Here is a 25,762-nt window from a genome sequence, read left to right as displayed (position 1 = left end):
TTGGGAGGAAGTATCAAAAGCTAAACACCTCTCGTATGGTCAAGATAATTCTGAAGAATCAGGGCCGCTGCAAGCTGATCCACCTTTTCTTTTCTTTTTTTTCGTGACACATTCCCTTCGAGAAGCACCTGTTGAGCTATGGCTGTTGTGAACCTCTCGTCCCATAATACTATAGAAATATGAGGATATCTTATTTTCAGTTCTGCCGCAATGTTTTTTATCTTATCGGTTTCAGGGCCAGCTGTTCCATTAGTGCGGAGGGGGTTGCCGATTAACAGCATCTCTACATTTAGAGAAACGAGATTTTCGTCTAGTTTTAAAAGCCATTCCTTATTCATGGGGATGAAACCGACCCCCTGGGCAAAACACCCCAGGGGATCGGAAACAGCCATTCCTATCCTTTTTTCGCCAATATCAAGGGCAAGAATTCGGCCCATGTCACGCTCCCATCTGTTTTTCAACGATCCCTCGCAAAGCATGAAAGGCCTCGTCTATTTTCTCAGGTTTTTTGCCGCCGGCCTGAGCTATAGCAGGCTTACCGCCGCCGCCGCCGCCTAGAATAACCGCTACTTCTTTTACGATTTTCCCGGCATGGGCCCCCGCCTTCATGGCTTCGTCATCAGCCATGGCAACGATCAAGACATTTTCTTCTGAGATCTGGCTTGCTAATACAATAACTATGTTCTTGTTTTTTACCTTGATACGATCGCAAAGTTCACGCAGCATGTCAGCTGAAACACCCTTAAAGCTCCCCTGGAAAATGGACGTTCCGTTGGACAGAATTTCTTTTTTCACTGATTCATCTATGGCTGCTGCAAGATTGTTCAGTTTAAGCTCGTCGATCTTTCTGCCTAATCCCTTTATTTCCGCCTGCATATTCTCAACATAGTAAACCAGTTCCTCTGGGGTTGATGTCAGAACACAGCAGAGTTCTTCTACTACTCTAAAAGAGCTTTGGAAGGTACGGAAGGCATTAAGTCCAGTCAATGCGGTAATCCTCCTGGTTCCAGATCCAATGCCCTCTTCTTTTATGATCTTGAAGGCACCAATATCGCCAGTGGCATCCACGTGGAGGCCGCCGCATAATTCAGTAGAGAAATCTTTTATACGTACAACCCGTACAACATCTCCGTATTTCTCATCAAAGAGAGCTTTCGCTCCCATCTCTCTTGCCTGTTCAAGGTCGCTTTCTATTGTTTCAAGAGGAATGTTCTTGAGGATTTGCCTATTGACCATATCTTCCACAGCTGCAATCTGTTCTCTTGTCATGGATTCGAAATGGGTAAAATCGAAGCGAAGCAAGGCTTCGTTTACAAGGGAACCCGCCTGACGAACATGGCTTCCAAGAACCTGTGACAAAGCTTCATGAAGAAGGTGGGTTGCTGTATGGTTTCTTCGTATGGATTCTCTTTTCTCTTTATCAACAGAAGCATGGACGGCAAGACCTTCTGTAAGGACGCCTTCAAGAACTGTTACTCTATGAACAATAAGATCAGCTGTTTCGGCTGTGGTGTCAGTTACACAAACCTTAACGCCCGCTGCGGAAAGAAGCCCCTGATCCCCAATCTCTCCGCCCCGTTCAGCGTAGAATGGAGATACTTTTAATACTGCCTCTCCGCTTTCACCTTCAGAAAGAAAATCAACAAGCTGTCCATCTTTTATAAGAGCTACAACTTCTGTGTCCAATTCAGAAAGCACATAGCCCTCAAAGGAAGTTTGTCCCTTTTCAGCAGCAATTCGAGAGTAAACATCACCTTTCATTTCGCTGCTTAATTGTTTGCTTGAAGCCCGAGCCCGCTCTCTCTGTTTCTCCATTTCTACGTGAAATCCTGCTTCATCCACTTTAATGTCATTTTCAGCACAGATTTCAGTTGTGAGTTCAAGAGGAAATCCGTAGGTATCGTATAGTTCAAAGGCAATTGTTCCCGAAAGAGCGTCTATATGACGTAGCCTCAGTCTGGAAATTTCCTGCTCTATAAGTTCTGTTCCTTGTTGGAGAGTTCTTCCAAAGCGTTTTTCCTCCATGCTCACAATCTGTTCTATCATGGGGCGGTTATCAAGAAGCTCCCTGTAGGGATCGGCCATGAGATCTAACACGTCGGGGAAGAGTTCGAGAAGAAATGGCCGGTCAAGACCAATAAGCTTTCCATAACGAGCTGCCCTCCTGATAAGTCGGCGCAGCACGTAGCCTCGTCCATCGTTCGCTGGCAAAATGCCATCGGCAATCATGAAGGCAACAGAGCGGATATGGTCGGCTATGACCCGTACCGCAAGGTTATGAGATGGAGAAGAACCGTAGGTCACACCTGTCATGGCGCAAATATGATCTATGAGCGGTTTAAAGAGATCAGTTTCAAAATCGGTACGTACGCGCTGCACTATGGATGTTAAACGTTCTAGCCCCATTCCGGTATCAATGTTCTTTTTCGGGAGTGGAACCAGGGTGCCGTCTTCCTGAAGATCAAATTGGGTAAAAACAAGGTTCCAAATCTCAAGATAGCGGTCACAATTACAGCCAACGTCACAAGTAGGCTTGCCGCAGGAAAATTCCGGGCCCTGATCATAAATGATTTCGGAACAGGGGCCGCAAGGACCGGTGTTTCCCATAAACCAGAAATTTTCATCCTTGTCGAAACGATAGATCTTATTTTCCGGGAGGCCAACCTCGTTCCTCCACACAGAATATGCTTCTGCGTCATCTTTATAGATCGTTGCGTATAGCCGCTCAGGTTCGAGTCCTATCACTTCCGTCAGAAACTCCCAGCCCCACGTTATAGCTTCTTTTTTAAAATAATCACCCCAACTGAAATTACCAAGCATTTCGAAAAAAGTATGATGACGAGCGGTTCGCCCTACATTTTCGATATCATTTGTCCGTACACACTTCTGAGATGTCACCGCTCGTGTAAATTCCGGCTGTTGAATACCAAGATAGTATGGTTTGAAAGGAACCATCCCCGCAATGGTAAAAAGTAAAGAAGGATCATTAGGAATTAAGGAGAAACTCGGATAATGCTTGCTTCCCTTCGATTCCCAAAAATCAATGAAAAGAGAACGTATTTCTTTTCCTGTTCGCCAACGCATATATTTTCCCCTTCTTTCTCAACTCTCAAGAGATTAAAGCTTTTCTTGCCTGAGCCGCTTGTTTCAAAATTTCTTCTCGATCCACACTGGGGAATTCCCCATTAAAATAAACCCACTGCCCTTTTACCATTGTCGCTTCAACATCGGTAGAAGAGCCTGCGTAAACAATATATACGGGAAGGTTCTCTACGTCAAAGCCGAGATAGTGAGGGCGATCAAGATCGATGAGAACGAGGTCTGCATCCCAAGTTTCGCGGATAAGTCCCGTTTTTTCAAAGCCCAGTCCACGCGCTCCATTCAAAGTTGCCATGGTCAAAATTTGTTTCGCTTTTATTATTGTAGGGTCATGGCGAACACCTTTATGAATAAGGGCCCCATGACGCATTTCTTCCCATATATCGAGCCGGTTGTTGCTGGCGGCGCCATCCGTGCCGAGGGAAACAGAAATACCCTGATCGATCATTTCAGGAAGAGGCATAATGCCGCTTCCCAATTTTAAATTGCTATTAGGATTATGAACTATGGTTATATTGGAATCTTTTAACAATGGAAGTTCCTCTGGCAAGAACCATACTCCGTGGGCAAGTATGGTTCTTGGAGTATTAAGCAATCCTGTCTTTTCCAGATATTCCACTGGTTTACAATTAAGTTCGTCTCTCAGATACTGCCGTTCCCATTCAGTTTCAAGAAAATGGGTGTGGATTCCTACGTTCCTTTCTAAAGCCAGCTCACTTATTTTTTTCATGGCATTCATGGGGACAGTATAGGGAGCATGGGGACCTAGCTGCACAGAGAGAAGTCCTTTCTTTCCATGCCAATCATCGATAAGTTTCAGGTTCTCATCGATCCTCTTCTGATCTTCACCGATGAGGCCTCTGGAAAGAGCGCATTTCATTCCCATGGCCAAAGAAACTTGAGCCACCTGATCCATTTCAAAATACATATCGCCAAAACATGTTACCCCGCAGGAAGCCATTTCTAAAAGGGCCAATGCCGTTCCCCAATAAATATATTCCGGTGTAAGGCGGGCTTCCACTGGCCAAATCTGTTCTTTCAACCACGACATCAAAGGCGTTTCTTCGCCAAGTCCCCGTAAAAGGGACATGGCCGCATGGGTGTGACCATTAACAAAACCGGGAAGAAGTAGTTTTTCCCCGTTACAGTCAATAAGGGAGACATGGCCATCGTCGATGGTGTTAGGAGCTTCTATTTTAGAAATTACCCCATTCTCTACGAGCACATCGCAGCGCAGGCCTCGTTCCATTTGTCCATCGTAAATGTATGTGTTTTGAAAGAGGTAGGTTGACATTCATTATTCCTCCCAGCTTTTCATATAAAGCTCTTGCTCCTCAGTTAACTTTTCCAGCGAAATGCCAAGAGACGCCAACTTTACTTCCATGACACTCCTGTCTATTTCTTCAGGAACTGGGTGCACTCCGGCAGGAAGGGAGATGCGAGAAATATGAAGTGCGGACTCAAGTTGAAGGGCGAAGCTCAGGTCCATGATTTCTATGGGATGTCCGTCTGCACAAGCCAGATTCACAAGACGTCCTTCTCCTAAAAGATGAAGAAACCGCCCATCGTGCAGTTCATAGGTTTCAATGTTCTGCCTGGTAGATTCAATGGAACGAGCCATTTCTGAGAGGTCGCGCTTACTTATCTCCACATCGAAGTGGCCTGCATTGGCAAGAATCGCACCACTTTTCATGTGCTGAAAATGCTCTTTTCTGATAACCTGTGTATTCCCTGTAAGGGTTAGGAAAATGTCCCCAAGGGAGGCTGCTTCTTCCATGTTCATAACCTGATGGCCATCCATCAGAGCTTCAAAGGCACGGTGAGGATCTACTTCCACGACAATAACAGAGGCCCCCATGCTCTGTGCCCGCATGGCTACCCCCCTGCCGCACCATCCATACCCTGCCACAACAACCCTTTTGCCGGCAATGAGCATATTGGTGGTACGCATAAGGCCATCCATCACCGATTGCCCTGTCCCGTAGCGATTGTCGAAAAGATACTTGCTGTAGGCATCATTTACGGCAATCATGGGAAATTTTAGTGTGCCGTCTTCCTCCATGGCCTTGAGACGCTTAACGCCGGTAGTTGTCTCTTCAGAACCTCCCCGCACCAAAGAAATGAGCTGAGGGAATTCTGTATGAAGAGTAGCTACGAGATCAGCTCCGTCATCGATAATAATATCAGGGGCAATTCTAAGAACTGAACGTAGGTTATCATAATATTCTTTTGTTGACATTCCATAATGGCTAAAAACGTGAACCCCCTTTTCCACGAGGGCAGCACAGACATCATCCTGGGTTGAAAGGGGATTACTCCCTGCAGCCCAGACCTCTGCCCCGAGTTTATGAAGAGTTATAAGCAAACATGCTGTCTTTGCTTCGAGATGCAGGCATGCCGCCAGTTTCAGTCCATGTAAAGGAGCCTTAGGAACGTAGTCCTTGGAAAGGGTTCGAAGCACTGGCATAAATTGCCATGCCCATGTAATCTTTTTCATCCCTGCTGGTGCAAGGTTCACATCTGCAATGCGGTTTTCCATGGGGTATTTCCTCCCTAAAAAATTTATATATCAATGATCTTTTCAAGAAAGGGCGGAGTCAGAACCCCTTTTTCTGTGACGATTGCTTGTATTAGTGTATGTGGGGTTACATCGAAGGCCGGGTTCCAAACAGGGAATGACTCTGGGATCAGAGGATGGCCGGCAGGCTCCCGCACCTCGCTGCCGTCCCTTTCTTCAATTTCAATGCAAGACCCCTCGCAGGCCTCCTTATCTATGGTCGACGTTGGCGCAACCACATAAAAGGGCACTGAGTGATAGCGGGCCAGAATAGCGAGGGAATAAGTGCCAATTTTATTAGCTGTATCACCATTCAATGCAATTCTATCGGCTCCTACCAAAACAGCGGCAACAGCCTGTTTTTGCATAAGAGCACCTGCCATATTGTCACATATTACAGTAACATCAAACCCCTCCTCAAGCAGTTCCCATGCGGTAAGGCGAGCCCCTTGAAAGACCGGACGGGTTTCATCAGCATAGACCTTTATATTTTTACCATGTTCCCGTGCTGCACGAATTACTCCCAATGCTGTACCATAACCTGCAGTGGCAAGAGAACCGGCATTGCAGTGAGTTAAAACTATGCCATCCCTGGGAAGAAGGCTCTGACCCAAAGTGCCGATCTGACGATTTATAGCAATATCTTCTTCCCGAATGGCGTGGGCTTCATTAAGCAAACACGAAAAGAGTTTCTCTTCTTCTGTTCCCGCCGCAATTTGTGACATTCGATCCAGAGCCCAGAATAGATTTACAGCAGTTGGTCTCGTTCTGGAAAGCCTTTCTATGGCTCTTTCTACTTCTAACTTTCCCTTTCGTGCCCCAAGTGCCACCCCATAGGCTGCCGCAACTCCTATGGCCGGGGCACCGCGAACTGCCAGGCTTTCTATTGCTTGCGCCACATCTTCACAAGTGTTGCAAAATATAAAAGACACTTCCCAGGGAAGAAGCCTCTGGTCTAAAACGCAGAGGTTTTTTTCTTGGTTATCCCAGCAGACCGGACAAGGCAGCATGGTCTTCGTCCTTTTCTCCAGTTTTTGTTATCTTTTCTACCCGCACATTTGATCGTCCATCTATAAAGGAAAGAATGAGTTTTTCCCGAATCTCAAGCTGATCTACAGAAGTTACCACTTCTCCTTCTTCCTTTGTACAGCTTATAAATCCTCTTCCAAGGATGGATAAGGGAGAAAGGGCATTAAGTGCGCCTGCTACAGATGATAGTGCCTGTTTTCTCCCTTCCAGGAGGGTTTTCATTAGAAGATCCATATGTCTTTTATTTTCCTGGAGGATTTTAGCCCCTCTTTCCACCGTTCTGGAAGAGTAAGTAAACATGAGCTGTTGGAAATGAGCGAGGTTATCTTTTTTCTTTCTAATATCCGTCTGCATGGTTCTAGACAAAGAAGATGAGAAAAAATCTACGTGACGAATGAGGTCTATGTGGTCGGGGAAAAGACGCTCTGCCGCTGCTGAAGGTGTAGAAGCAGCGACATCAGCAGCCAAATCGCTTAAGGTCGTGTCTGTTTCATGTCCTACTCCAGTTATCACTGGGATAGGACATGATCGTATGGCGCGGATAACCCTTTCGTCATCGAAAGGGTTGAGATCATCGCGACTTCCCCCTCCCCTCACAAGCATCACTGCGTCAACATCTATGAGAGGCCTGATCTGCACGAAGGCAGAAAATATTTCTTCCGGTGCATCGTAACCCTGAACGAGACAAGGGACAATCACAATAGTACATTGGGGGAAACGATTACGTGACACCTTCAGCACATCTTTTATAGCAGCCCCTGTCGAGGAGGTGATTACTGCCACTTTCTGAGGATAAGCGGGAAGTTTTCTTTTTAAGCGAGGGTCAAAAAGCCCCTCTTTATCAAGCCTCAAGCGCAATTCTTCCCTGGCACGAGCCGCAGCTCCTATTCCTTGAGGGGTAAGGCGGCGTACGTAGAGCTGATAGCTCCCCCTGGGAGGATACACACCAATGCGGCCTTCCGCCCACACTTCATCCCCTTTTCGGGGCCACTCAGGAATACGAGCAGCATCATTCTTGAAAAGAACACATGATAACCGCCCTTCATCACCTGACAAAGTAAAATAAACATGGCCGCTTGTATGTTTTTTAATTTCAACAATTTCGCCCACAACTATAAGGTTCTGTAGTTCCGGATCAGAAAAAAATAGTCCTTGAATGCGCTTCGTTACCTCGTCAACTGAGAGTTTTGGAAGGTTTGTCCCCTGCATTTTCCTCATCCTTTACCGATGGTGAAAGAGCACGTACAATTTTGCCGAGTACTCCATTAACAAATCGGCCTGACTCGTCTGTTCCAAAGGTTTTCGCCAGCTCCACGGCTTCAGAGATGGCCACAGGTACAGGGATCATCTGTTTTATAATCCCTTCATAAATAGCGAGACGAAGGGCGGCGCGATCAACGGCCACCATTCGCTCAGGCCTCCACCCTACTACATGTTTGCGTATAAGGGTATCAATTTCAAAGCGCGATTCCCACACTCCTTTAACAAGAAGAGAAGCATAAGAAACAACATCTGGCTCCTCATCTTCAAATGGATAGAGTGAGAACATTTCATTCACCTTTTCACTATTGCGAATATCGAGGGCATATAAAATCTGTATCGCTATTTCACGAGACCTGCGTCTTTTTTGAGGAAGGATGTTCTTAGTCAACATTTACCTCCTAATAATCTGTTTAACACGATCGATGCATCGGTGCAACAAAATCTGCCCATTTTCAGAAAGAAGGAATCGAGCTATCACAAAAGTCAGCGCGCCCACTACTATTGTCCACAGAACACCTCTTATGCGCATATGGATAAGGGCCGTTAACCCCGCTGCTCCCACAGTCCATGACAAGGGGGTTTTTAAGATTTCTGGAAAAATCCTAGGTTCTATGGGCTGCTTTTCTTCAGTCCACGAAATATGGGTGCCTAATCCCATTTCATTACAAGACGCTGATATTTTCTCCTCTAGCATCTTAACTTCGAGAGTATTATGGGGATGAGGCAACGATAAAACAATATACAACGAATTCTCTGCTCTGGAAAGGGCTACTTCTTTACATGCATAGGAAGGCAAAAGCAACGAATTTATAAATTCTGTTATCCCTTCCCTAGAAAGACTGAGACTTCCAAGGGCTGTACTTTTCCAAAAAAGATACACTTTTAACCACCCCCGGGATTAAGACAGGCCGGCCTCAATGGCCGGCCTGTCAATCTTATAGTAAGAACTAATTCTATTTAGGCTCAGCGTCAACATCAATTCCTGAAGTAAAATCTTCTTTGGCAGGAATCTTATCTGAAGCTAGTTTTTCTGTATCGGTAACAACATTCTCTGCCGGGCGATCATTAATAAATATTCCCTGCACGTTGACATTGACAGCTTTCACTGCATAGCCAGTATACTGTTCGAGATTGTTTTTTACTGCCTCCTGAAGATCCCAAGCCACATCAGGAATACGAAGTCCGTATTTTACCAGTACGAACACATCCACAGTTATAAGGGGTGGAGTTACGTTCTCTTCAACAGAAACCTTTATCCCGTCAATAGCTTTGCGTCCTACTAACCCTAATTTAGAGGCTAGCCCTGGATTTGCCGGTTGCACCCCAGGGACAAGAGATAACGTTTTTCGGGCTAGTTCAGTGATGACATCTTCTGCAATATGAACGCTCCCCTGAACAGAACGCTCTTCATCAGCCATTGTCTGTTCTTCTATTGCTCCTTCTGGTTCTTTTTCTTGCTTCTGAGATTCCAAGTCCAGGGTATTATGAACTTCATCCATCACTAACCCTCCTTTTTAGCTTACTCCTCAGCTGGTTGGGCAAAGGTCTCTCCACAGTCAGGGCATTGAAGAGCTTCGCCTTCTTCATACATTTCCGGCTGGTAGTAAAAAACATGTCCGCATTTCGGACATGCTACAGACTCATAGGCTTCATCGAATTCATTCTCTTCTTCGTCGGTTTCTTCAAAATCTTCACCCATGAACTCTGCAAAGGATCGTTCTAAAGTATCAAGGTCCTCGTCAAGAAGAGAGAAATCGTCTTCAAGCTCTTCATAAAGATCCTGCTGCTCTTCAATTAGTGCTGCATGCTCTTCAATTTCATCTGCAAGAGCTTCAAGAGCTTCAGTAACCGAGCTAAACGCTTTAGCTGCAGTTTCATCCTTCATGTTAAGCCCAGCCAACAAGCCCTTCAGATATGCTATCTTTTCTTTTGCGCTCATAGTTTGCCCTCCCAGATTCTCATTTTTTAGCCCGTTCGAGATATTCTCCAGAACGGGTATCAACAACCACTGTGTCTCCAATGTTTATAAAAATTGGCACTGTAATTGTTATTCCTGTTTCCAGTGTTGCCGGTTTCCCTCCGCTGGAAACAGTATCCCCCTTGTATCCAGGAGGAGTATCTATAACTTGCAACTCCACGCTTTTGGGGAGATCGATTCCCATTACTCGTTCTTCAAAATACTCAATCTGTACTTCCAGGTTGTCAGTCAGGTAATTAATTGCATCCCCGAGCACATCTTTATGGATATAGAGCTGGTCATAGGTTCCCATATCCATGAAAACATAGCTGTCACCTTCCTGGTAAAGAAACTGCGCTGCCTTCTCGTCATAAATGACTCTTTCAAATTTTTCTCCGGAACGGAATGTCGTCTCTACAGAAGAACCTGTTTCGACATTTCTAAGTTTTGTGCGAATAACAGCTCCACCGCGGCCCATTTTATGATGCTGGTAATCTATTATTTCCCATATTCCATCTTGCCACTTCACTTTTATGCCCGAATAAAAATCACTGGTGTCAATAACTTGACTCATGCATTTCTTACCTCCTAGTAATATCAGAGCTTGTTATACACATGCAGTAAGGATACAGCATAAACGCTATAGATGCAAAGTGTAGAAGTGACACTTTCTGTTAAAGCCGCTTTTTTATAAGTATTTGCTATGATAGCTCTTCTTATGTATATTATGCCACATCACCTAAATAATTTATCCATGGAATTTATTATGCATTGCATGCATTTCGCGCCTATGCCCATCTGTTGACAGGTATTTATCACCATGATAGACTGCGTTATAAATTAAGAGTTTTATCCTTTAATTAGATAAAGCTGCAAAGAAGCGGGGTCTTAAGATGTCGTCTTTCAAACAAATGATCCGTCTCGATAAAAACGAGAATCCCTTTTCCATTCCAGATTTTATTCAAAAGGAAATCTTTTCTGCTCTTGTACATACAGAAATAAATAGATATCCCGACGCATCGTATGGAGAAATTAAGGAGTCACTGCGAATATTAACAGGTTTTTCACCTAAAAACTATATTTTGGGAAACGGTGGAGACGAGGTTCTCTGGCTTCTGTTTGCCGCATACGCAAGGCCAAACGCGACCATTCTTTCTTTTTCTCCTTCTTTTTCAGAATATGCCCACTTATGCAAGGTCTTTCATGCCCGTCATGTAACAGTGCCCATCGATATGGGCGATAAGGATTGCTCTTTTGACACAGGCCTTTTCTTAGAGAAGGTCAAAAGTGAAAGACCGGCCCTAGTCCTTATAGATTCACCCAATAACCCCACCGGTAAAAATCTGCCGCAACACTTCCTTAGAGAGGTTATAGAAAACAACGAGGGAATTACAGTGATTGATGAAGCTTATGGGGAATTTGCTCAGAAAACCTTTTTGCAATCCCTCCAGACGAAAGAAATGTCTCCGAATACTGTAATTCTTAAAACTCTCTCCAAAGCATGGGGGCTGGCAGGTATTCGTTTTGGCTACGGCATCTGTGATCCCACAGTAGCCCACGCTCTAAATACTATAAAAAGCCCTTTTAACATCAATCAGCTTACTGCTGCTATAGTTCAAATAGTTCTGAAGTATCCCCAATTATTTGAAAATCGAAAGATGGAACTTATAAAAATCAGAGACTCTTTTATTGATCAATGTTCACGATTCCCATGGCTTAAAATTTATCCGAGTGAAGCTAACTTCGTGTTGCTTCATATTCCTGAAGAGAAAAAGTTTTTGCAGCGGTTTTTTGAAGAAAACAATGTAGCAGTCAAGTTTTTCAAGATATCCCATGAAGATGATAGTTGGATTCGAGTTTCAATTGGCCTCTCCAGCGAGATGGAAAAGGTGCTAGATTGCCTTTCTCGACTATCAAAACGTTTTGAATAACGAGGAGGTAAGGAGTATATGTCAGAAAAGTGGAAAGATCGGTTAACAGATCAACTTTGCGAAGCGCTGCTCTCGTTAAACTCTGTTGATGAAATGTATGGGTTTCTCGAAGACGTAGCTACCATTGGGGAAATACGTGCCTTGGCACAACGTCTTGAAGTGGCTAGACTTCTCGACGAAGGATACACCTATCCTCAAATTGCGCAACAAACCGGAGCGAGCACTGCAACCATAAGCCGAGTAAAAAAGTTTCTCGAGTATGGAGCAGACGGATATCGCGCTGTCTTGGGAAACCTCAAAAAATCCGAGGAAACAAAAGAAGAGGCATAGGCGGCCAGAAGGCCGCCTATTGCACTTCTCCATTTATTACAAAAGCACATAAGTCGTTTACTGAACATTTATCGCATCGGGGCTGCCTTGCGAGACAGATATTTCTTCCGTGGGTAATGATATTAATGTGGCCACCCAGGTAACGCTCTTCTGGAACTACCTGCTCTAACATTCCTTCTATTTCTTCTGGTTTACAACGATCATGGGCCCAGCCAATCCTCTTAGAAAATCGGTGGATATGGGTGTCTACTGGGAAAGCAGGATACCCGAGATCAAATAGCAGCACACATGCCACAGTTTTTGCCCCCACTCCAGGCAATTTAAAAAGGAAAGCCCTTGCCTGTTCGCGGCCACGCTTTCGAAGCTCTTTTATGGAGTAACTGCCAAATGTGTCTTGTATCGCTACAAGGATTTCTTTTATTCTTTTCGACTTGATATCAGATAGACCTGCGACCCGAATGGCTTCTTTTATTAGTTCAGTATCAGCCTGTGCAACTTCTTCCCACGTTGGGTATAGTTGTCTTAAACTCTCGTAAGCCCTGTCTCTGTTCCTATCGTTCGTATTCTGGGACAGAAGGGTTAATATGAGCCCATCCAAAGGCTCTTCATGGCGAAGATCCGGAGGATTTTTCTCCATATTCCAGCAAAGTTCAAGACGATCTAAAACTTTAACGACATGAAACGAATTTGGGAGAGATTTACAAACTTTTTCCTTCAATGGGCTCCCCCGGTTAAGCTTTTGAGGCGTCTTTCTCATTCTCTGATGACGCACCATATTTCTTCTTCAGCTTCGCAGCTTCTTCCATCCACGTAACAAGCTGCTTTTTCACAAGACCATGCACAGAATCCTCAGGATATGTACACTTTTCGTCAGGCACTCCTGCCGGTTTACCTGTAAGGATCTCTACCCCCTGGTCAATAGTTTCCACTGCCCAGATATGGAATTGACCCTTTTCAACGGCATCCAGCACATTCTGGCTTAACATTAAGTGAATAGTATTGGGCGCCGGGATCATGACCCCCTGAGTTCCCGTCAGGCCACGATGCTCACAGTACCTGTAGAATCCTTCTATTTTCTCATTTACTCCCCCTATGGCCTGCACATTCCCAAACTGGTCCACAGAGCCTGTCACCGCTATATCCTGTCGCAGCGGGAGGCCGGAGAGAGCTGAAAGCAGGCAGTATAGCTCGGTAGAGGATGCGCTGTCCCCCTCGATCTCACCGTAGGTCTGCTCAAAAGCTATACGAGCTGAGAGGGAAAGAGGCATGTCCTGAGCATATTTCCTTCCAAGGTAGCTGGTAAGAATCATTAGCCCCTTATTATGGATAGGCCCCGTTAATTTCACTTCTCGCTCAATATTTACAATGCCTTCCTGCCCCATGTAGACATTTGACGTGATCCGCGAGGGGTGACCGAAAGCGTAATCCCTCAGATCGATAACAGAAAGTCCGTTGATCTGCCCTACTAGGGCGCCTTCCGTCTGGATGTTGATAACTCCCTCTTCATAGGCTCTCTGGATACGCTCCTGAATAAGGTTGCTTCGAAATCTTTTTTCTTCTATGGCCTTATAAACGTGACGATCTTCAACTAGAGTTGCATTCTCGGAAAGAGCCCATGCCGTGGCTTCTACAATCACCTCTATTATCTTATTGAATTCCGTTGTTACACGATTCTGATGCTCTGCAAGGCGACCTGCCCATTCTATGACCTCCGCAACCGCTTTCACAGTGAATGGTATTTTCCCCTCATTACGTACGAAGCCGCAGATAAATTGGGCCATCTGCTGCTCTGATTCAAAAGTACGCGGCATATCCCTATCAAATTCGGCCTTGATCTTAAACATCTTAAGGAACTCGGGATCGTAATATTGCAGCAAAGCGTAGAGATAGGGCGTTCCCACCATAACAACCTTAACGTTAATAGGGATAGGCTGAGGTCGAAGAGAGGAAATGGGAATTGCCCCATACTGTTCCCCAAGGTTTTCAATGGTAGCTTCTCCTGTTCTAAGAGCACGCTTCAACGCTTCCCAGGACATGAAGTTGAGAAGTACCTTTTCAGCATCAAGCACGAGATATCCGCCATTTGCCTTCTGGAAGGCGCCAGATACAATCTTATGAAAGTCAGTGTAAAGATAGCCCTGACGGCTTTCATACTCCACTTTCCCTGTCAGATTATAATAAGTGGGGTTGGTTTCCCAAATCACAGGCACGCCGTTTTCAGGGTCATTGGCTACGAAGACATTTATGGTGTACCGGCTGAAGTCTATTTCCGTTGATTCGTCTTTTGCTGCCGCAACGAATATATTGAAGTTGCTGATAATATCTTCGGCCAGGGCATCGATCCACTTGCAGAGGATCTCAGTGGTTCCATACTTTTCTTTAACATCCTGCAGGTAGGGGGTAATAGCGGAACGGCAAATTTCCGCTTCGAGTTTGCCAATCTCTTCTTTTAAGGCTTTTTCAAGATCACGGATTTTACGCAGGGTGTCGAGAGTCCTTTGAGAGATCTCTTCTGATTTTCCCTGCAATTCCTTCTGTTTCTCTTCAGAGAGAGATTCAAATTCCTCCTGCTGCAATTCTCTTTTAGACACATCCCCTGATTCCGTAGTTTCTTCGATCATAGGAATATTGACAAAGCCCTGAGGAGTTCGTTTAAGAGCGAAGCCTTTCTCTCCTGCCCAGGCCCGCACTTCTTCCATAAGCCCATTGACCTGCTCCTGAAAGTTCTTTACAAGCTGGGCTTTGGCATCTTCATACTGGCTCTTCTCGAAGGCTTTACTGATCGCTAATTTAAGCTCACTCAGCAGTTCCTCGAAGGCAGATCCCATTTCCTTTCCTTTTCCCGCTGGTAAATTGATGGCCAGCGGTCGACTGGGGTCACTAAAATTATATGCGTAGATCCAGTCATCTGGCGCTGGTTTCTCTTTGGCACTTTCATGAAGTCGCTGAAGAGAGTAGCTCGTGCGGCCACTCCCTGGATTTCCGAGAACAAAGATGTTATAACCTTTACTTTCTACAGACAAACCAAAGGAAATAGCTTGCACTGCCCTCTCTTGTCCAATAAATTTTTCCAGACATTCTATATCATCTGTTGTTTTAAAGGAAAGGGCGCTAATATCGGTTCTTTTCCTCAGTTTCTCTAAAGGTAGTTTATTTTCATTGATTACTGACACGGGGACACCTCCTCCGATGAGATAATAATTCCTCCGCCACAAACAACGTCTTTATTATACAGAACGAGGGATTGTCCTGGAGCTACAACTGGACAAAATTCCACTCCTCTAACCACCATGGCCTGTTCCGTCACTCTTTCTATCATTACAGGGAAGGGGCTAGTTCTGTATCTATGCTCAGCCATGTAAAAAGCTCCTTCAGTTAAATAGCTATACATCACGGGCGCTTCACACCAAATACGCAAAGAAGAAAGCTCCTTTTTACGTGAGACATGCAAAATATTATGAACTATATTTTTAGAAACTACAAACCAGGGACCGCCGGGCAAACCTAAACCTTTCCGCTGCCCAATGGTGTAACGCCACAGCCCGTTGTGAGTTCCGATTTCTTTGCCGCTTTCATCCATAATACTGCCCGGCTGGCATGTCTTCTTATCACTCAAATGAAAATTTAAAAAATCGCCAAGACCTTCCGGCGCAAAACAAACATCCTGACTCTCCTTTTTCTGGACCACCCACCCTGGCAAAGACGACCTGGCTATCTCCCGAACTTCCTCCTTGCGAAGATCACCAAGGGGAAAAACAATAGAACCCAACCACTCCTGAGGAAGGCGATACAACATGTAACTTTGGTCTTTTCTTTCGTCAACTCCGCGTGCTATGGCAGGCCCGTTTTCTCCCTCCGCTATACGGGCATAATGACCTGTAGCAACGTATGGGATAGCTTTTTGCTCTGCAAGAAAAAACAAGAGTTTAAACTTGACAGAAGGGTTACAAAGAATACATGGATTGGGCGTCATTCCCTTCTCATAAGCAGAAAGAAGTTTCGTTAACACATCTTTTTGAAAGAGTTCCCGGCCATCGTAAACTTCGAATTTTATGTCAAGTTTCTGGGCCAGATCTGCGGCCTGTCTTTCAGCAACGCTTTCATCTGCTCCTGAAAGGGTGAGAAAAATTCCCTCTATCTCATACCCCTGTTTTTTTAAAAGAAGAGATGCGACCGCGCTATCAAGACCGCCACTCATCCCTACAAGAATCTTTTTCTTCATTTTCCCACCTAGAATTCTGTAATGAACTTACGCAACTGAGCAATTAAAGTTGGAAGCAGCGCCGCACAGAAAACTATCCCCCACTCTTCCAGTTGAAGGGGGACAATCCTTAATACCTCCTGAAAAAGAGGAATGTACGTAATACTAATTTGAAGTGATATGGATAAAGCTATTCCACACAAGAGCCACAGATTCTGCCATAATTGCGATGGGTATCTGAAAAGGCTCTGCTTCCGCACACTTACGACAAAAAAGAGCTGAGCCAGAACCAAAGTATGGAAACTGATCTCTGTTGCCCTTACAAAATCTCCTTTATGATACCAGAGAGACCAATAATACGCCGCAAAAACACCAGAAGTGATAACCACACTATAGAAAAGAATCAATATCTTGTGGGTTCCTGTAATTATACCTTCATCTCTGCTTTTAGGCTTACGGTCCATAATGCCCGGCTCTGCAGAATCTAGAGAAAGAGCGAGGGCTGGCAAAACATCTGTTACTAGATTGATCCAGAGTATCTGAAGGGGAATGAGTATAGCCGGCAGTTTCATTGTAATGCTGATGAAGACTGTCAAGACCTCGCTCATGTTGCAGCAAAGTAAAAAGAGTATGGCTTTTCGAATATTATCAAAAATGCGGCGACCTTCTTTTACAGCTTCCACTATAGTATTGAAACGATCGTCCTGCAGAATGATGTCAGATGCCTCCTTGCTCACTTCCGTTCCCTGAATGCCCATGGCAATCCCAACATCCGCCTGCTTCAACGCTACGGCATCGTTCACTCCGTCACCTGTCATGGCAACAACTTCTCCCGCTTTTTGAAGCCCCTTCACTATTTTTAGCTTATGCTCAGGCGCAACTCTTGCCACAACTGCCACTTGACCAGCCTGGGCTGCAATTTCATCTTCCGACATCCTTTCGAGATCTGCACCTGTCAGAGACGTCTTGTGGGTATCTTTTAATATACCAATCTCCTGAGCTATGGCTTCCGCGGTAACACGATGGTCTCCCGTTATCATAATAACGTGTATGCCGGCCTTATGACACAGAGCTACTGCTTCGGGCACTTCTTCTCTAGGGGGATCATCTATTCCCGCCACTCCTAAAAAAACAAGGTCTTCCAATGAGGACCCCCAAGCCATCGCTATGGTACGCATTCCTTTTGAAGCAAGCTCCCTTACCTTGGTATACCATTTCTCCCGCGATTCTTCGGTGAGGGGGATCGCACCTTCTTCAGACCAGATAGCGCTGGAATCATTCAGTATCCGCTCTGGAGCCCCTTTCACTGCGACCCCATTCTCATGCCATGTAACCATTCTCATAGTTTGGGAATCGAAGGGTTCTTCCTTTATCCGAGGAAAGCTTTTTCGTAAAGACACGATGTCCTCTCCCGCATAGCGCAAAAGAGCTACTTCCATAGGGTCGCCAATTCCTTCGTCCTTTGAAAGAACAGCATCGTTACAGAGTACCGCTGTTCGAAGAAAAAGAGAACTTGCCAAAGGATGGACAAGCTCTGCCGTTCGAACTGTCATGTTATTCATAGTGAGGGTGCCCGTTTTATCTGTACAGATTACTGTGGTGGAACCCAGGGTCTCTACCGATGCAAGATTCCGTACCAGTGCATTGATTTTGGCCATTCTATGAACGCCGAGGGCCAGGGTCATGGTGGCAACAAAGGGAAGACCTTCTGGAACTGCCGCTACTGCTAGAGCAATGCCGGTTTCAAGCATAGAAACAAAACCTCGCCCCTGAAAGATGCCTATCCCTACAATGATTGCCGCTATAGCAAGGGTTGCCCAGATAAGGAATTGACTGAATTTTGCCAGACGTTCTTCTAAGGGTGTAGACTGAGCGTCCACATGCTGCAGCATTTTCCCAATTCGCCCTATTTCGCTATCCATGCCAGTATTGAAGACCAGAGCTCGGGCAGTGCCTTTAACAACGCTCGTCCCAGCGTATACGCAATTCTTTCGATCAGGAAGCAATGTTTCATATGCCAAAGTTTCTGTTATTTTTTCGCTGGGCATGGATTCCCCTGTCAGGGCTGCTTCGTTCACCATAAAGTTAGATATTTTAAAAAGACGTCCGTCTGCCGGAATCACATCTCCAGCTTCCAGAATTAAAATGTCACCAGGAACCACGTCCTTCGACTGGATCAATGCGGGCCGGCCATTCCTCAACACACGGCAATGGGGAGATGTCATGGCTTTCAAAGCTTGCAAAGCCCGTTCTGCCCTGTATTCTGTAAGAAAACCAATAACCCCATTAATAATGATTACCACAACTATTGCACTTCCATCGAGAGTTTCTTTCATCACAAAACTGATAATGGCAGCCGCTGTCAGAAGATAGACCATAGATGTGGTAAACTGCCGTAATAAAATTTTCCACCATGGAACGGTTTCCGTTTCTTCCAGTACATTCGCACCGTACTTTTCCAGGGCCAGTGCGGCCTGCCTGTCGTTTAGCCCCCCCTCGGGAAGGGTCCCGAGTTCGTTCATAAGATGCTCCACTGATGCAGCGTGAGGATTCCTATTCATATGACTGCCTTCCTTTCTCCATCCCAAGCCCCTTAGTATTCAATGCCCCGTCGACCCGTTATCCCCTTCTGAAAAGGATGGCGAATTTCTTTCATTTCAGTTATCAGATCAGCATATTCCAGCAAGGCTACTGGTGGATTCCGTCCTGTCAACACCACTTCCACAAAGGAAGGGCGCTTTTTAAGAAGGTCTATTACTTGATCCAGTTCGACTAGTTCGTAGTCAAGGGCAACGTTTATTTCATCTAAAATAACAATATCAAAAAGTCCTTTTTCAATCCATTTTTTTGCCAGTTCGAGCCCTCGTTGAGCTTCTTCTATATCAATTTGCAAAGGGGCGCCCTTTTTAACAAAATCAGGGCGGCCTGTCTGAACCAATTGTATCTCTGGGAAGCGGGCTAAACTGGCAAGCTCTCCATATTGGGGCCAGCCCTTCATAAATTGGATGATCCCGACTTTCATGTTCCATCCCGCAGCTCTTATTGCTAGTCCTAGAGCAGCAGTGGTCTTTCCTTTCCCATCGCCCATATAGACCTGAACAAAGCGCCTGACCTCTGTATTTTTACCCATTTTGATGGCAAAGCTCCTTTATTCATATATTTGGCCCTTGAGCCAAAGCTTTCTCTGTTTTAAAATGCCTTGAGAACGGAGGTTTGTCAATGCACAATATCTCGACTTTTCTTGTTACAGGAATAGTACAGGGAGTAGGATTCCGGCCATTTTGTGCCCGACTGGCCGAAGACATGGGGCTTGGCGGCTCTGTAAAGAACACATCCGATGGTGTTGTCATAAAGTTGCAAGGTTCCCAAACCCAAATCGATGCTTACCTTCAAAGACTACAAAAAGAAAAACCTGAAGCCTCCCACATATCATCTATAGACCTGCTTTTTCAGGAAGACAGTTGTGAAGAAAAGGGAAACTTTGTTATAGAAAAAAGCCTTCGTCTTGAACATCAACGGGTGCTTATACCTCCTGATATAGCTACCTGCAATGATTGTCTCAGAGAAATGAGAAACCCATCAAACAGGCGGTATCGGTATCCCTTTATCAATTGCACTAACTGTGGGCCCCGATACACCATCATAGAAGATCTACCTTATGACAGACCATCTACCACCATGAGATCCTTTGCTATGTGCCCTCAATGTCATTTTGAGTATACTCGGTCATCTGATCGAAGATATCACGCACAACCTAACGCCTGTTTCGATTGCGGCCCCTCTCTCTACCTCATTGATAAAAACGGCAGGGTCGCGGCAGAGGGTGAAGAGGCCCTTCAGATCTGCTGCTCACGGTTAAAAAAAGGGGAAACTGCTGCCATTAAAGGGCTAGGAGGGTTTCATCTCGCCTGTGACCCTTTCAATAGTGAGGCTACGCAAAAGCTGAGGCGACGTAAAAACAGAAAAGACAAACCTTTCGCTTTAATGGTTTCAGATCTTGCTCGGGCCAAACAACTTGTCTATCTGACAGGGACAGCAGAAAAACTTCTTACATCCTCAAAACGACCAATTGTTTTGTGCCCCGCCAAGAGAAATAGCGGCCTGTCTCCATTGGTGGCCCCTGGACAGAATGCCCTTGGCATCATGTTGCCCTACACACCCCTTCACCATTTGTTGCTAGAGCACTTCGATGCCCTTATTATGACAAGCGCCAACATGAGTGACGCCCCCATTATTTCTGATAACAACGAAGCCCAGGCGTCCCTTTCTGACCTCGCTGACCTTTTCCTTATGCACAATCGGGATATCCACATGGCCATCGATGATTCTGTCATTGCATCCCAGGGGCAAGAGTACATAGTGCTGCGCCGGGCTAGAGGATTTGTTCCTATCCCCCTTGCATCTCTTCATAAGGGACCAGTAATAATTGCTGCAGGGGCGGAGATGAAATCCACATTTACACTGACCCAGGATAACACCATCTTCCCAGGACAATATCTAGGCGATCTCAAACAGATAGGGACAATAGTCTATTATAAAAAGGCATTAGAGCATTTTCTTAAGCTTTATAATTTGCACCCAGAATATCTTGTCTACGATCTTCACCCCCAATATATTTCTGCCCCACTCGCCCGAAAGGTGATAAAAAGACCCTTTAATGCAACTCTTGGAGTACAGCATCACCATGCCCATATGGCAGCATGCCTTCTTGAAAATCGCAGGGAAGAACCGACCATAGGAGCAATCTTTGATGGCACCGGGTATGGAGATGACGGAACGATATGGGGTGGAGAATTTTTAGTGGCAGACATGAAATCCTATGAGCGTAAGGGCTCACTGCTGCCTTGCCCACTTCCAGGGGGAGAAAAGGCCGTGCTTGAACCGTGGAGATACGGCCTGGCTCTTTTAACATTAACCCTGGGAAATGAAGAGGCAATGGCGCTTTCTGGTCAAATTTGGCCTGAAAAGAAGAGTCTGCTACCGAGTCAGCTCGCTATAATGAATGCTTCCCCTATAACCACTTCTTGCGGACGTTTCTTTGACGGTGTATCCGCTCTATTGGGTTTCTGCACCGACATTTCCTACGATGGACAGGCGGCAATGGAGCTCGAAGGACATGCGAAAGGAGAATCTATTGCTCCCTTTGAAATTCTGGAAAAGGACGATTTTTTGTCTTTGGACTGGCGTCCCGCATTGAAATGGATGGTAGAAAACCGCCAACACCATAGAAAGGAATCCCTTGCAGCTGCATTCCATGGAGGGCTTGCTCTTGGCACGGCTAACCTGTGTTTGCGCATCTCTGAGCGAACCGGGATAAAACACGTAGCCCTATCAGGCGGAGTGTGGCAGAACAGGAGGCTCCTGGTTCTGACTCTTTCCTATCTTCGCAGAAGGGGACTTCTCCCACTTACCCATCATCTGCTTTCTCCAAACGATGAGAACGTTTCTGTGGGACAAGCGGCCATAGGCATGGCCCACTGGGCAGTGCCAGGTCTTGAATATGTGCAGAGTGGGCAATAAAAAGGAGCTGCTTCGTCAGAAACAGCTCCTTTACAGTTTCATTCAAAATAAATGTTTCTTATTGATGGTTGGCCTCATATTCAGGTGCATAGTCTATGCCGCTGATAGTACATAATTTTTTAGGGTGATGAATGGCCTCTACATATCGCACAGTACCGCTTTTCGAGCGCATTACCATAGAGAAGGTACGAATGCGTCGGCCTTCATAACGAACCCCCTTCAAGAAATCACCGTCTGTAACGCCAGTGGCAGCAAAGAAGACATTGTCTCCTTTAACGAGGTCGTCTAGGGTAAGCACAGCATCAAGATCAAGCCCCATGGCCCTGCTCTCTTCAGCTTCCTTCTCATCCCTTGCCCAAAGTTTGCACTGCATATTACCCCCAAGACATTTAATGGCACAAGCAGTAATAACAGCCTCCGGAGAGCCTCCTATCCCTACGAGAAGGTCTGCGCCACCCTCTTCCTTGCAAGTCAAAAGAGCTCCTGCCACATCTCCATCCGGAATCAGCTTTATACGTGCCCCTATTTGGCGTATGCGGCTTTTTATCTCATCGTGACGGGGTCGATCTAGAACAACAACTGTTACGTCTCCAACAGATTTAGCTTTCTTTTTAGCTACCCTCTTAATATTCTCTTCGATGGGAGCCTCTATATCTATGACTCCGGCCGCATCGGGACCGGTAGCTAGTTTGTTCATATAAAAAATATTCCTGGGATCATACATGGTTCCTTTTTCAGAAAGGGCCACTACGCTAATTGCACCAGGAAGCCCCATGGCCGTTAGGCGGGTACCATCTATGGGATCAACGGCAATATCTACTTCAGGGGAAACCCCGGAACCCAGGCGTTCGCCATTGAAAAGCATGGGAGCCTCGTCTTTTTCTCCCTCTCCTATGACTACGGTCCCATCCATAGCTATCGTATTCAGCATATAGCGCATAGCTGTAACGGCAGCCCCATCAGCTTCGTTCTTATCTCCCCTGCCCATCCAACGGCCGGCAGCCATAGCAGCAGCCTCTGTTCCTCGCACCAGTTCAAGAGCCAGATTTCGTTCTGGAATCGCCATAATTTATCCTCCTAATCTTATTCTTGAATCTGAGACGGTTCAGTAAATCTTGAAAAGACCTCATCTACAGCACTCAAATAGTAGTCAATGTGGAATAGGCTATCAAGTTCTTCCCTTGAAATATATTGATTAACTCTATTGTCAGCCCATAGAAGGTCTGCAAAGGTTCCTTCTCCGCGCCAGCATTTCATAGCATTTTCCTGTACCACAGCGTAAGCTTCTTCCCGGGCCAGCCCAAACTTTTCAACAAGTTCAAGCAAAACCCTCTGACTAAAAACAAGCCCCTTCATCTTTTTAAGGTTGGCCATCATATTTTCAGGTTCTACGTCAAGGCCTTCCACAATCTGGGACATTTTCTGCAGCATATAAGTAATGAGATGAAAGGCATCCGGCCAGATTATCCTCTCTACGGAAGAATGACTGATATCCCTTTCATGCCAGAGAGCCACATTCTCCATGGCAGCTGCGGCGTATCCCCTCAACAAACGGGCCATTCCCGTAAGTCTTTCGCAAAGGATCGGGTTTCTTTTATGGGGCATGGCTGAAGAACCTTTTTGCTTTTTGCCAAAAGGTTCGAGAGCTTCAAGAACTTCTGTCCTTTGAAGGTGACGAACCTCCACGGCCATGCGTTCAATAGCTGCGCCAAGAAGGGCCAGAGCATTCATGACATGAGCATGTCGATCCCGCTGAAGAATCTGGGTTGATATCGCCGCAGGCTGTAGATCAAGAATTTCGCAGACACGCCTTTCTATGCGGGTGGGGCAATGGGCATAAGTACCTACGGCACCAGAAATCTTACCGTAGCTGATCTGCTCCCTGGCCTGTCCCAGACGTTGTTTGTCTCGAAGCAGTTCATAATACCAATTTAAAAGTTTCAATCCAAAGGTCATGGGTTCAGCGTGAATCCCGTGGGTTCGCCCAACACAGGGGGTGTATTTGTGTTCAACCGCACGTTTCCATATGAAAGAAAGAAGTCTGTCTACCTCTATTATGACAACGTCAAGTGATTCTTTAAGCAATAATGATGAAGCTGTATCAAGCACATCACTGCTAGTGAGGCCTAAATGAATGAAACGCCCGCAGGGGCCAACTTTTTCTGCCACCGCTGAAACAAAGGCGATCATGTCATGATGAACCTGATTTTCTATCTCGTAAATCCTCTCTATATCGAAATCTGCTTTTTTTTCAATTTCTTCCAGGGCTTCCCGAGGAATGAGCCCATCTTCCGTCCAGGCTTTACATACAGCCAGTTCTACCTGGAGCCACGTTTTATATTTGTTATCATCTGACCAAATTTCTTTCATCGATGGAGTTTCATATCTCTCAATCATGAACGTTATCTCCTCTCCGCCATTTCCTTAGACCAGATATCCCTGGCTTTCAACAGAAAAGCATCATAACGCTCACTGGCAAAATCAGGGAAAGTATAATCAAAGGGAACCCACCGCTTAAAGCGGTATCTCATTGTAACCTCAGCAAAAATCCCATCAGAAATATAAATACGATGGGCATGGTCCTTAGTGGAGGCCAGCACAAGCCTAGCTCCATTGACATACCCCGGATCAATATTTACAGTTCGTATGGTTCGGTTTTCAAATGCCTTGCTGCTCTCTTCTTCAATAGAACAGCTCTCTTTTTTCCATCGGACAATATCTCCTCCATGGCGAAGTCCCTTAAAAGAAAGAAACTGCCGATAGAGAGTTGGAGCTATGTCATGGTAATAATTTGTAAGGTCAAAAGGAACAGGTTCACTCTCTGCGTCAATCTCGCCCCAAACTGCAGTAACTTTTTCTATTACCCATTCCCGCCATCTCTCGTCAGGGTACAGAACTCCTGTGATCAATTTCACTGGATAAAACATACAGAGGACTCCTTTTATACGTTATTCCCGTTATTTTCAAGCAGCGCTCGCACAAATTCCTGGGGTTCAAACAGCCTCAGATCATCCACACTTTCTCCTAGACCTATATATCTGATCGGCAAAGCAAGACGGTGGGCTATGGCAAGGATGACACCACCTTTTGCAGTGTTGTCATATTTTGACAAAATCACTCCATTCAGGTTGAGAGCCTTATGGAATGACTCGGCCTGGGCAAATCCATTCTGCCCCATAACGGCATCAAGCACTAGAAGGTTTTCCATAGAATCCCGCCCCACTTCGCGCTCAATAACACGGACAATCTTTGTCAGTTCCTCCATCAGATTATGTTTTGAATGAAGCCTTCCTGCTGTATCGATAATCAAAACATCCGCTCCAGAAGCCCTAGCTGCCTGAAGGGCATCGTAAGCGACTGCGGCAGAATCGCTTCCCTGCTGCTGAGCAATAACGCGGCTTCCCGTACGCTCCCCCCATATTTTCAGTTGATCGATAGCAGCAGCTCTAAAGGTATCGGCTGCGCCTAAAATAACCTTTTTACCCTGTCGATGGAACTGTTCTGCTAATTTTGCAGCAGTAGTAGTCTTTCCACTACCATTCACTCCCACGAGCACGATGACTTTAGGTGATTTGTCAAGGACAATTTCCTTGCCCATTCCATCCACAGCTACAAGGCGTTCTGTCATTAAGTCGATAAAATACGTTATTAGCTGGTCAGGCGTTTTCAGGCCTTCCCGCTTCACAGTTTTTTGAAGCTCTTCGATCAATTCTTCCGTAAGATCAATACCTACGTCGCCAGATATAAGAATTTCTTCTAGGCTCTCCCAAAAATCTTCATCTATTGTGGAGCCTGAAAAAAGTGAAACCAACCCGCCGCTCCAACGATTTTTTACCTCTTTCAGGCTATCTTTTAATTTACTCCAAAGAAACATT

General features: G+C 45.6%; 23 protein-coding genes. 3 read left to right on the top strand and 20 right to left on the bottom strand.

Annotated elements, in window-relative coordinates; all coding sequences use genetic code 11:
* Positions 1-20: 20 nt before the first annotated feature.
* The 11 genes from ruvX to efp all read right to left on the bottom strand — a co-directional run bounded on the left by ruvX (position 21) and on the right by efp (position 10,479).
* On the bottom strand, positions 21-461 hold the full coding sequence (gene ruvX / locus B2U56_RS07350) for a Holliday junction resolvase RuvX (RefSeq protein ID WP_286953011.1): 441 nt from the start codon (positions 459-461) through the stop codon (positions 21-23).
* Positions 439-3,084, bottom strand: coding sequence for an alanine--tRNA ligase (gene alaS, locus B2U56_RS07345; protein ID WP_286953010.1), 2,646 nt, complete (start codon positions 3,082-3,084; stop codon positions 439-441). The genes ruvX and alaS overlap by 23 nt, the downstream gene beginning before the upstream one ends.
* A gap of 25 nt (positions 3,085-3,109) precedes the next feature.
* Positions 3,110-4,393, bottom strand: a complete 1,284-nt coding sequence (locus B2U56_RS07340; RefSeq protein WP_286953008.1) for an amidohydrolase — start codon at positions 4,391-4,393, stop codon at positions 3,110-3,112.
* Positions 4,394-4,396: 3 nt separating this feature from the next.
* Complete coding sequence (locus B2U56_RS07335; protein WP_286953007.1) at positions 4,397-5,638, bottom strand: adenosylhomocysteinase; 1,242 nt, start codon at positions 5,636-5,638, stop codon at positions 4,397-4,399.
* Positions 5,639-5,661: 23 nt separating this feature from the next.
* Positions 5,662-6,666, bottom strand: a complete 1,005-nt coding sequence (gene mtnA / locus B2U56_RS07330; protein WP_286953006.1) for an S-methyl-5-thioribose-1-phosphate isomerase — start codon at positions 6,664-6,666, stop codon at positions 5,662-5,664.
* Positions 6,638-7,894 (bottom strand): exodeoxyribonuclease VII large subunit, encoded by a 1,257-nt coding sequence (xseA, locus tag B2U56_RS07325; protein ID WP_286953005.1) that lies wholly within the window; start codon positions 7,892-7,894, stop codon positions 6,638-6,640. Before xseA ends, mtnA begins: the two co-directional genes overlap by 29 nt.
* Positions 7,860-8,339, bottom strand: coding sequence for a transcription antitermination factor NusB (gene nusB / locus B2U56_RS07320; RefSeq protein WP_333593308.1), 480 nt, complete (start codon positions 8,337-8,339; stop codon positions 7,860-7,862). The genes xseA and nusB overlap by 35 nt, the downstream gene beginning before the upstream one ends.
* The gene (locus B2U56_RS07315; RefSeq protein ID WP_286953004.1) at positions 8,340-8,828 is read right to left on the bottom strand and encodes a hypothetical protein; all 489 of its coding nucleotides are present in this window, start codon (positions 8,826-8,828) and stop codon (positions 8,340-8,342) included.
* Positions 8,829-8,901: 73 nt separating this feature from the next.
* Positions 8,902-9,447: an Asp23/Gls24 family envelope stress response protein gene (locus B2U56_RS07310; RefSeq protein ID WP_286953003.1), complete on the bottom strand. Its 546-nt coding sequence runs from the start codon at positions 9,445-9,447 to the stop codon at positions 8,902-8,904.
* 20 nt (positions 9,448-9,467) lie between these two features.
* The gene (locus B2U56_RS07305) at positions 9,468-9,887 is read right to left on the bottom strand and encodes a CD1247 N-terminal domain-containing protein (protein ID WP_013048424.1); all 420 of its coding nucleotides are present in this window, start codon (positions 9,885-9,887) and stop codon (positions 9,468-9,470) included.
* 19 nt (positions 9,888-9,906) lie between these two features.
* Positions 9,907-10,479, bottom strand: a complete 573-nt coding sequence (efp, locus tag B2U56_RS07300) for an elongation factor P (protein WP_013048425.1) — start codon at positions 10,477-10,479, stop codon at positions 9,907-9,909.
* 319 nt (positions 10,480-10,798) lie between these two features.
* On the opposite strand from efp, the gene B2U56_RS07295 reads away from it, so the two are divergent.
* Together B2U56_RS07295 and B2U56_RS07290 are read left to right on the top strand one after the other, a co-directional pair.
* The gene (locus tag B2U56_RS07295) at positions 10,799-11,836 is read left to right on the top strand and encodes a pyridoxal phosphate-dependent aminotransferase (protein ID WP_286953002.1); all 1,038 of its coding nucleotides are present in this window, start codon (positions 10,799-10,801) and stop codon (positions 11,834-11,836) included.
* 18 nt (positions 11,837-11,854) lie between these two features.
* Positions 11,855-12,166, top strand: coding sequence for a YerC/YecD family TrpR-related protein (locus tag B2U56_RS07290; RefSeq protein WP_286953001.1), 312 nt, complete (start codon positions 11,855-11,857; stop codon positions 12,164-12,166).
* Between the two features lie 16 nt (positions 12,167-12,182).
* Here the strand turns inward: B2U56_RS07290 and B2U56_RS07285 are convergent, their stop codons facing one another.
* The 5 genes from B2U56_RS07285 to B2U56_RS07265 are packed head-to-tail and all read right to left on the bottom strand — an operon-like array spanning position 12,183 to position 19,497.
* Positions 12,183-12,884 carry an endonuclease III domain-containing protein gene (locus tag B2U56_RS07285; protein ID WP_286952999.1) on the bottom strand — a complete coding sequence of 234 codons (702 nt, stop codon included), beginning with the start codon at positions 12,882-12,884 and terminating at the stop codon, positions 12,183-12,185.
* A gap of 13 nt (positions 12,885-12,897) precedes the next feature.
* Positions 12,898-15,339: a Lon protease family protein gene (locus B2U56_RS07280; RefSeq protein WP_286952997.1), complete on the bottom strand. Its 2,442-nt coding sequence runs from the start codon at positions 15,337-15,339 to the stop codon at positions 12,898-12,900.
* Entirely contained in the window at positions 15,330-16,388 is a 1,059-nt protein-coding gene (mnmA, locus tag B2U56_RS07275) for a tRNA 2-thiouridine(34) synthase MnmA (protein WP_286952995.1), read from the bottom strand. The genes B2U56_RS07280 and mnmA overlap by 10 nt, the downstream gene beginning before the upstream one ends.
* Before the next feature lie 8 nt (positions 16,389-16,396).
* Positions 16,397-18,928 carry a cation-translocating P-type ATPase gene (locus tag B2U56_RS07270; RefSeq protein WP_286952994.1) on the bottom strand — a complete coding sequence of 844 codons (2,532 nt, stop codon included), beginning with the start codon at positions 18,926-18,928 and terminating at the stop codon, positions 16,397-16,399.
* A gap of 32 nt (positions 18,929-18,960) precedes the next feature.
* The gene (locus B2U56_RS07265) at positions 18,961-19,497 is read right to left on the bottom strand and encodes a cob(I)yrinic acid a,c-diamide adenosyltransferase (RefSeq protein WP_286952993.1); all 537 of its coding nucleotides are present in this window, start codon (positions 19,495-19,497) and stop codon (positions 18,961-18,963) included.
* 89 nt (positions 19,498-19,586) lie between these two features.
* Between B2U56_RS07265 and hypF the strand changes: the two genes are divergently transcribed.
* Entirely contained in the window at positions 19,587-21,887 is a 2,301-nt protein-coding gene (hypF, locus tag B2U56_RS07260; protein ID WP_286952992.1) for a carbamoyltransferase HypF, read from the top strand.
* Positions 21,888-21,945: 58 nt separating this feature from the next.
* On the opposite strand, the gene glpX is transcribed toward hypF, so the two are convergent.
* The 4 genes from glpX to ftsY are packed head-to-tail and all read right to left on the bottom strand — an operon-like array spanning position 21,946 to position 25,761.
* Positions 21,946-22,953, bottom strand: a complete 1,008-nt coding sequence (glpX, locus tag B2U56_RS07255) for a class II fructose-bisphosphatase (RefSeq protein ID WP_286952991.1) — start codon at positions 22,951-22,953, stop codon at positions 21,946-21,948.
* Positions 22,954-22,970: 17 nt separating this feature from the next.
* A complete protein-coding gene (gene purB / locus B2U56_RS07250) occupies positions 22,971-24,284 on the bottom strand; it encodes an adenylosuccinate lyase (protein WP_286952990.1) in 1,314 nt (437 codons plus the stop codon).
* 5 nt (positions 24,285-24,289) lie between these two features.
* The gene (locus tag B2U56_RS07245) at positions 24,290-24,814 is read right to left on the bottom strand and encodes a DUF4416 family protein (protein ID WP_286952989.1); all 525 of its coding nucleotides are present in this window, start codon (positions 24,812-24,814) and stop codon (positions 24,290-24,292) included.
* Positions 24,815-24,828: 14 nt separating this feature from the next.
* Positions 24,829-25,761, bottom strand: coding sequence for a signal recognition particle-docking protein FtsY (gene ftsY / locus B2U56_RS07240; RefSeq protein WP_286952988.1), 933 nt, complete (start codon positions 25,759-25,761; stop codon positions 24,829-24,831).
* Between the last annotated feature and the right edge of the window lies 1 nt (position 25,762).

Source organism: Aminobacterium sp. UBA4987 (genome assembly GCF_002396985.1).
Classification (GTDB): domain Bacteria; phylum Synergistota; class Synergistia; order Synergistales; family Aminobacteriaceae; genus Aminobacterium; species Aminobacterium colombiense.
Note: the sequence above shows the minus strand (reverse complement) of the source record. Positions and strands in the feature narration are given on the sequence as shown.

Coding starts and splice junctions, on each gene's coding strand:
- alaS (WP_286953010.1), bottom strand. CDS start 3,084: ATGCGTTGGCGAACAGGAAAAGAAATACGTTCTCTTTTCATTGATTTT.
- B2U56_RS07340 (WP_286953008.1), bottom strand. CDS start 4,393: ATGTCAACCTACCTCTTTCAAAACACATACATTTACGATGGACAAATG.
- B2U56_RS07335 (WP_286953007.1), bottom strand. CDS start 5,638: ATGGAAAACCGCATTGCAGATGTGAACCTTGCACCAGCAGGGATGAAA.
- mtnA (WP_286953006.1), bottom strand. CDS start 6,666: ATGCTGCCTTGTCCGGTCTGCTGGGATAACCAAGAAAAAAACCTCTGC.
- xseA (WP_286953005.1), bottom strand. CDS start 7,894: ATGCAGGGGACAAACCTTCCAAAACTCTCAGTTGACGAGGTAACGAAG.
- nusB (WP_333593308.1), bottom strand. CDS start 8,339: ATGTTGACTAAGAACATCCTTCCTCAAAAAAGACGCAGGTCTCGTGAA.
- B2U56_RS07310 (WP_286953003.1), bottom strand. CDS start 9,447: ATGGATGAAGTTCATAATACCCTGGACTTGGAATCTCAGAAGCAAGAA.
- B2U56_RS07305 (WP_013048424.1), bottom strand. CDS start 9,887: ATGAGCGCAAAAGAAAAGATAGCATATCTGAAGGGCTTGTTGGCTGGG.
- efp (WP_013048425.1), bottom strand. CDS start 10,479: ATGAGTCAAGTTATTGACACCAGTGATTTTTATTCGGGCATAAAAGTG.
- B2U56_RS07295 (WP_286953002.1), top strand. CDS start 10,799: ATGTCGTCTTTCAAACAAATGATCCGTCTCGATAAAAACGAGAATCCC.
- B2U56_RS07290 (WP_286953001.1), top strand. CDS start 11,855: ATGTCAGAAAAGTGGAAAGATCGGTTAACAGATCAACTTTGCGAAGCG.
- mnmA (WP_286952995.1), bottom strand. CDS start 16,388: ATGAAGAAAAAGATTCTTGTAGGGATGAGTGGCGGTCTTGATAGCGCG.
- B2U56_RS07270 (WP_286952994.1), bottom strand. CDS start 18,928: ATGAATAGGAATCCTCACGCTGCATCAGTGGAGCATCTTATGAACGAA.
- B2U56_RS07265 (WP_286952993.1), bottom strand. CDS start 19,497: ATGGGTAAAAATACAGAGGTCAGGCGCTTTGTTCAGGTCTATATGGGC.
- hypF (WP_286952992.1), top strand. CDS start 19,587: ATGCACAATATCTCGACTTTTCTTGTTACAGGAATAGTACAGGGAGTA.
- glpX (WP_286952991.1), bottom strand. CDS start 22,953: ATGGCGATTCCAGAACGAAATCTGGCTCTTGAACTGGTGCGAGGAACA.
- purB (WP_286952990.1), bottom strand. CDS start 24,284: ATGATTGAGAGATATGAAACTCCATCGATGAAAGAAATTTGGTCAGAT.
- B2U56_RS07245 (WP_286952989.1), bottom strand. CDS start 24,814: ATGTTTTATCCAGTGAAATTGATCACAGGAGTTCTGTACCCTGACGAG.
- ftsY (WP_286952988.1), bottom strand. CDS start 25,761: ATGTTTCTTTGGAGTAAATTAAAAGATAGCCTGAAAGAGGTAAAAAAT.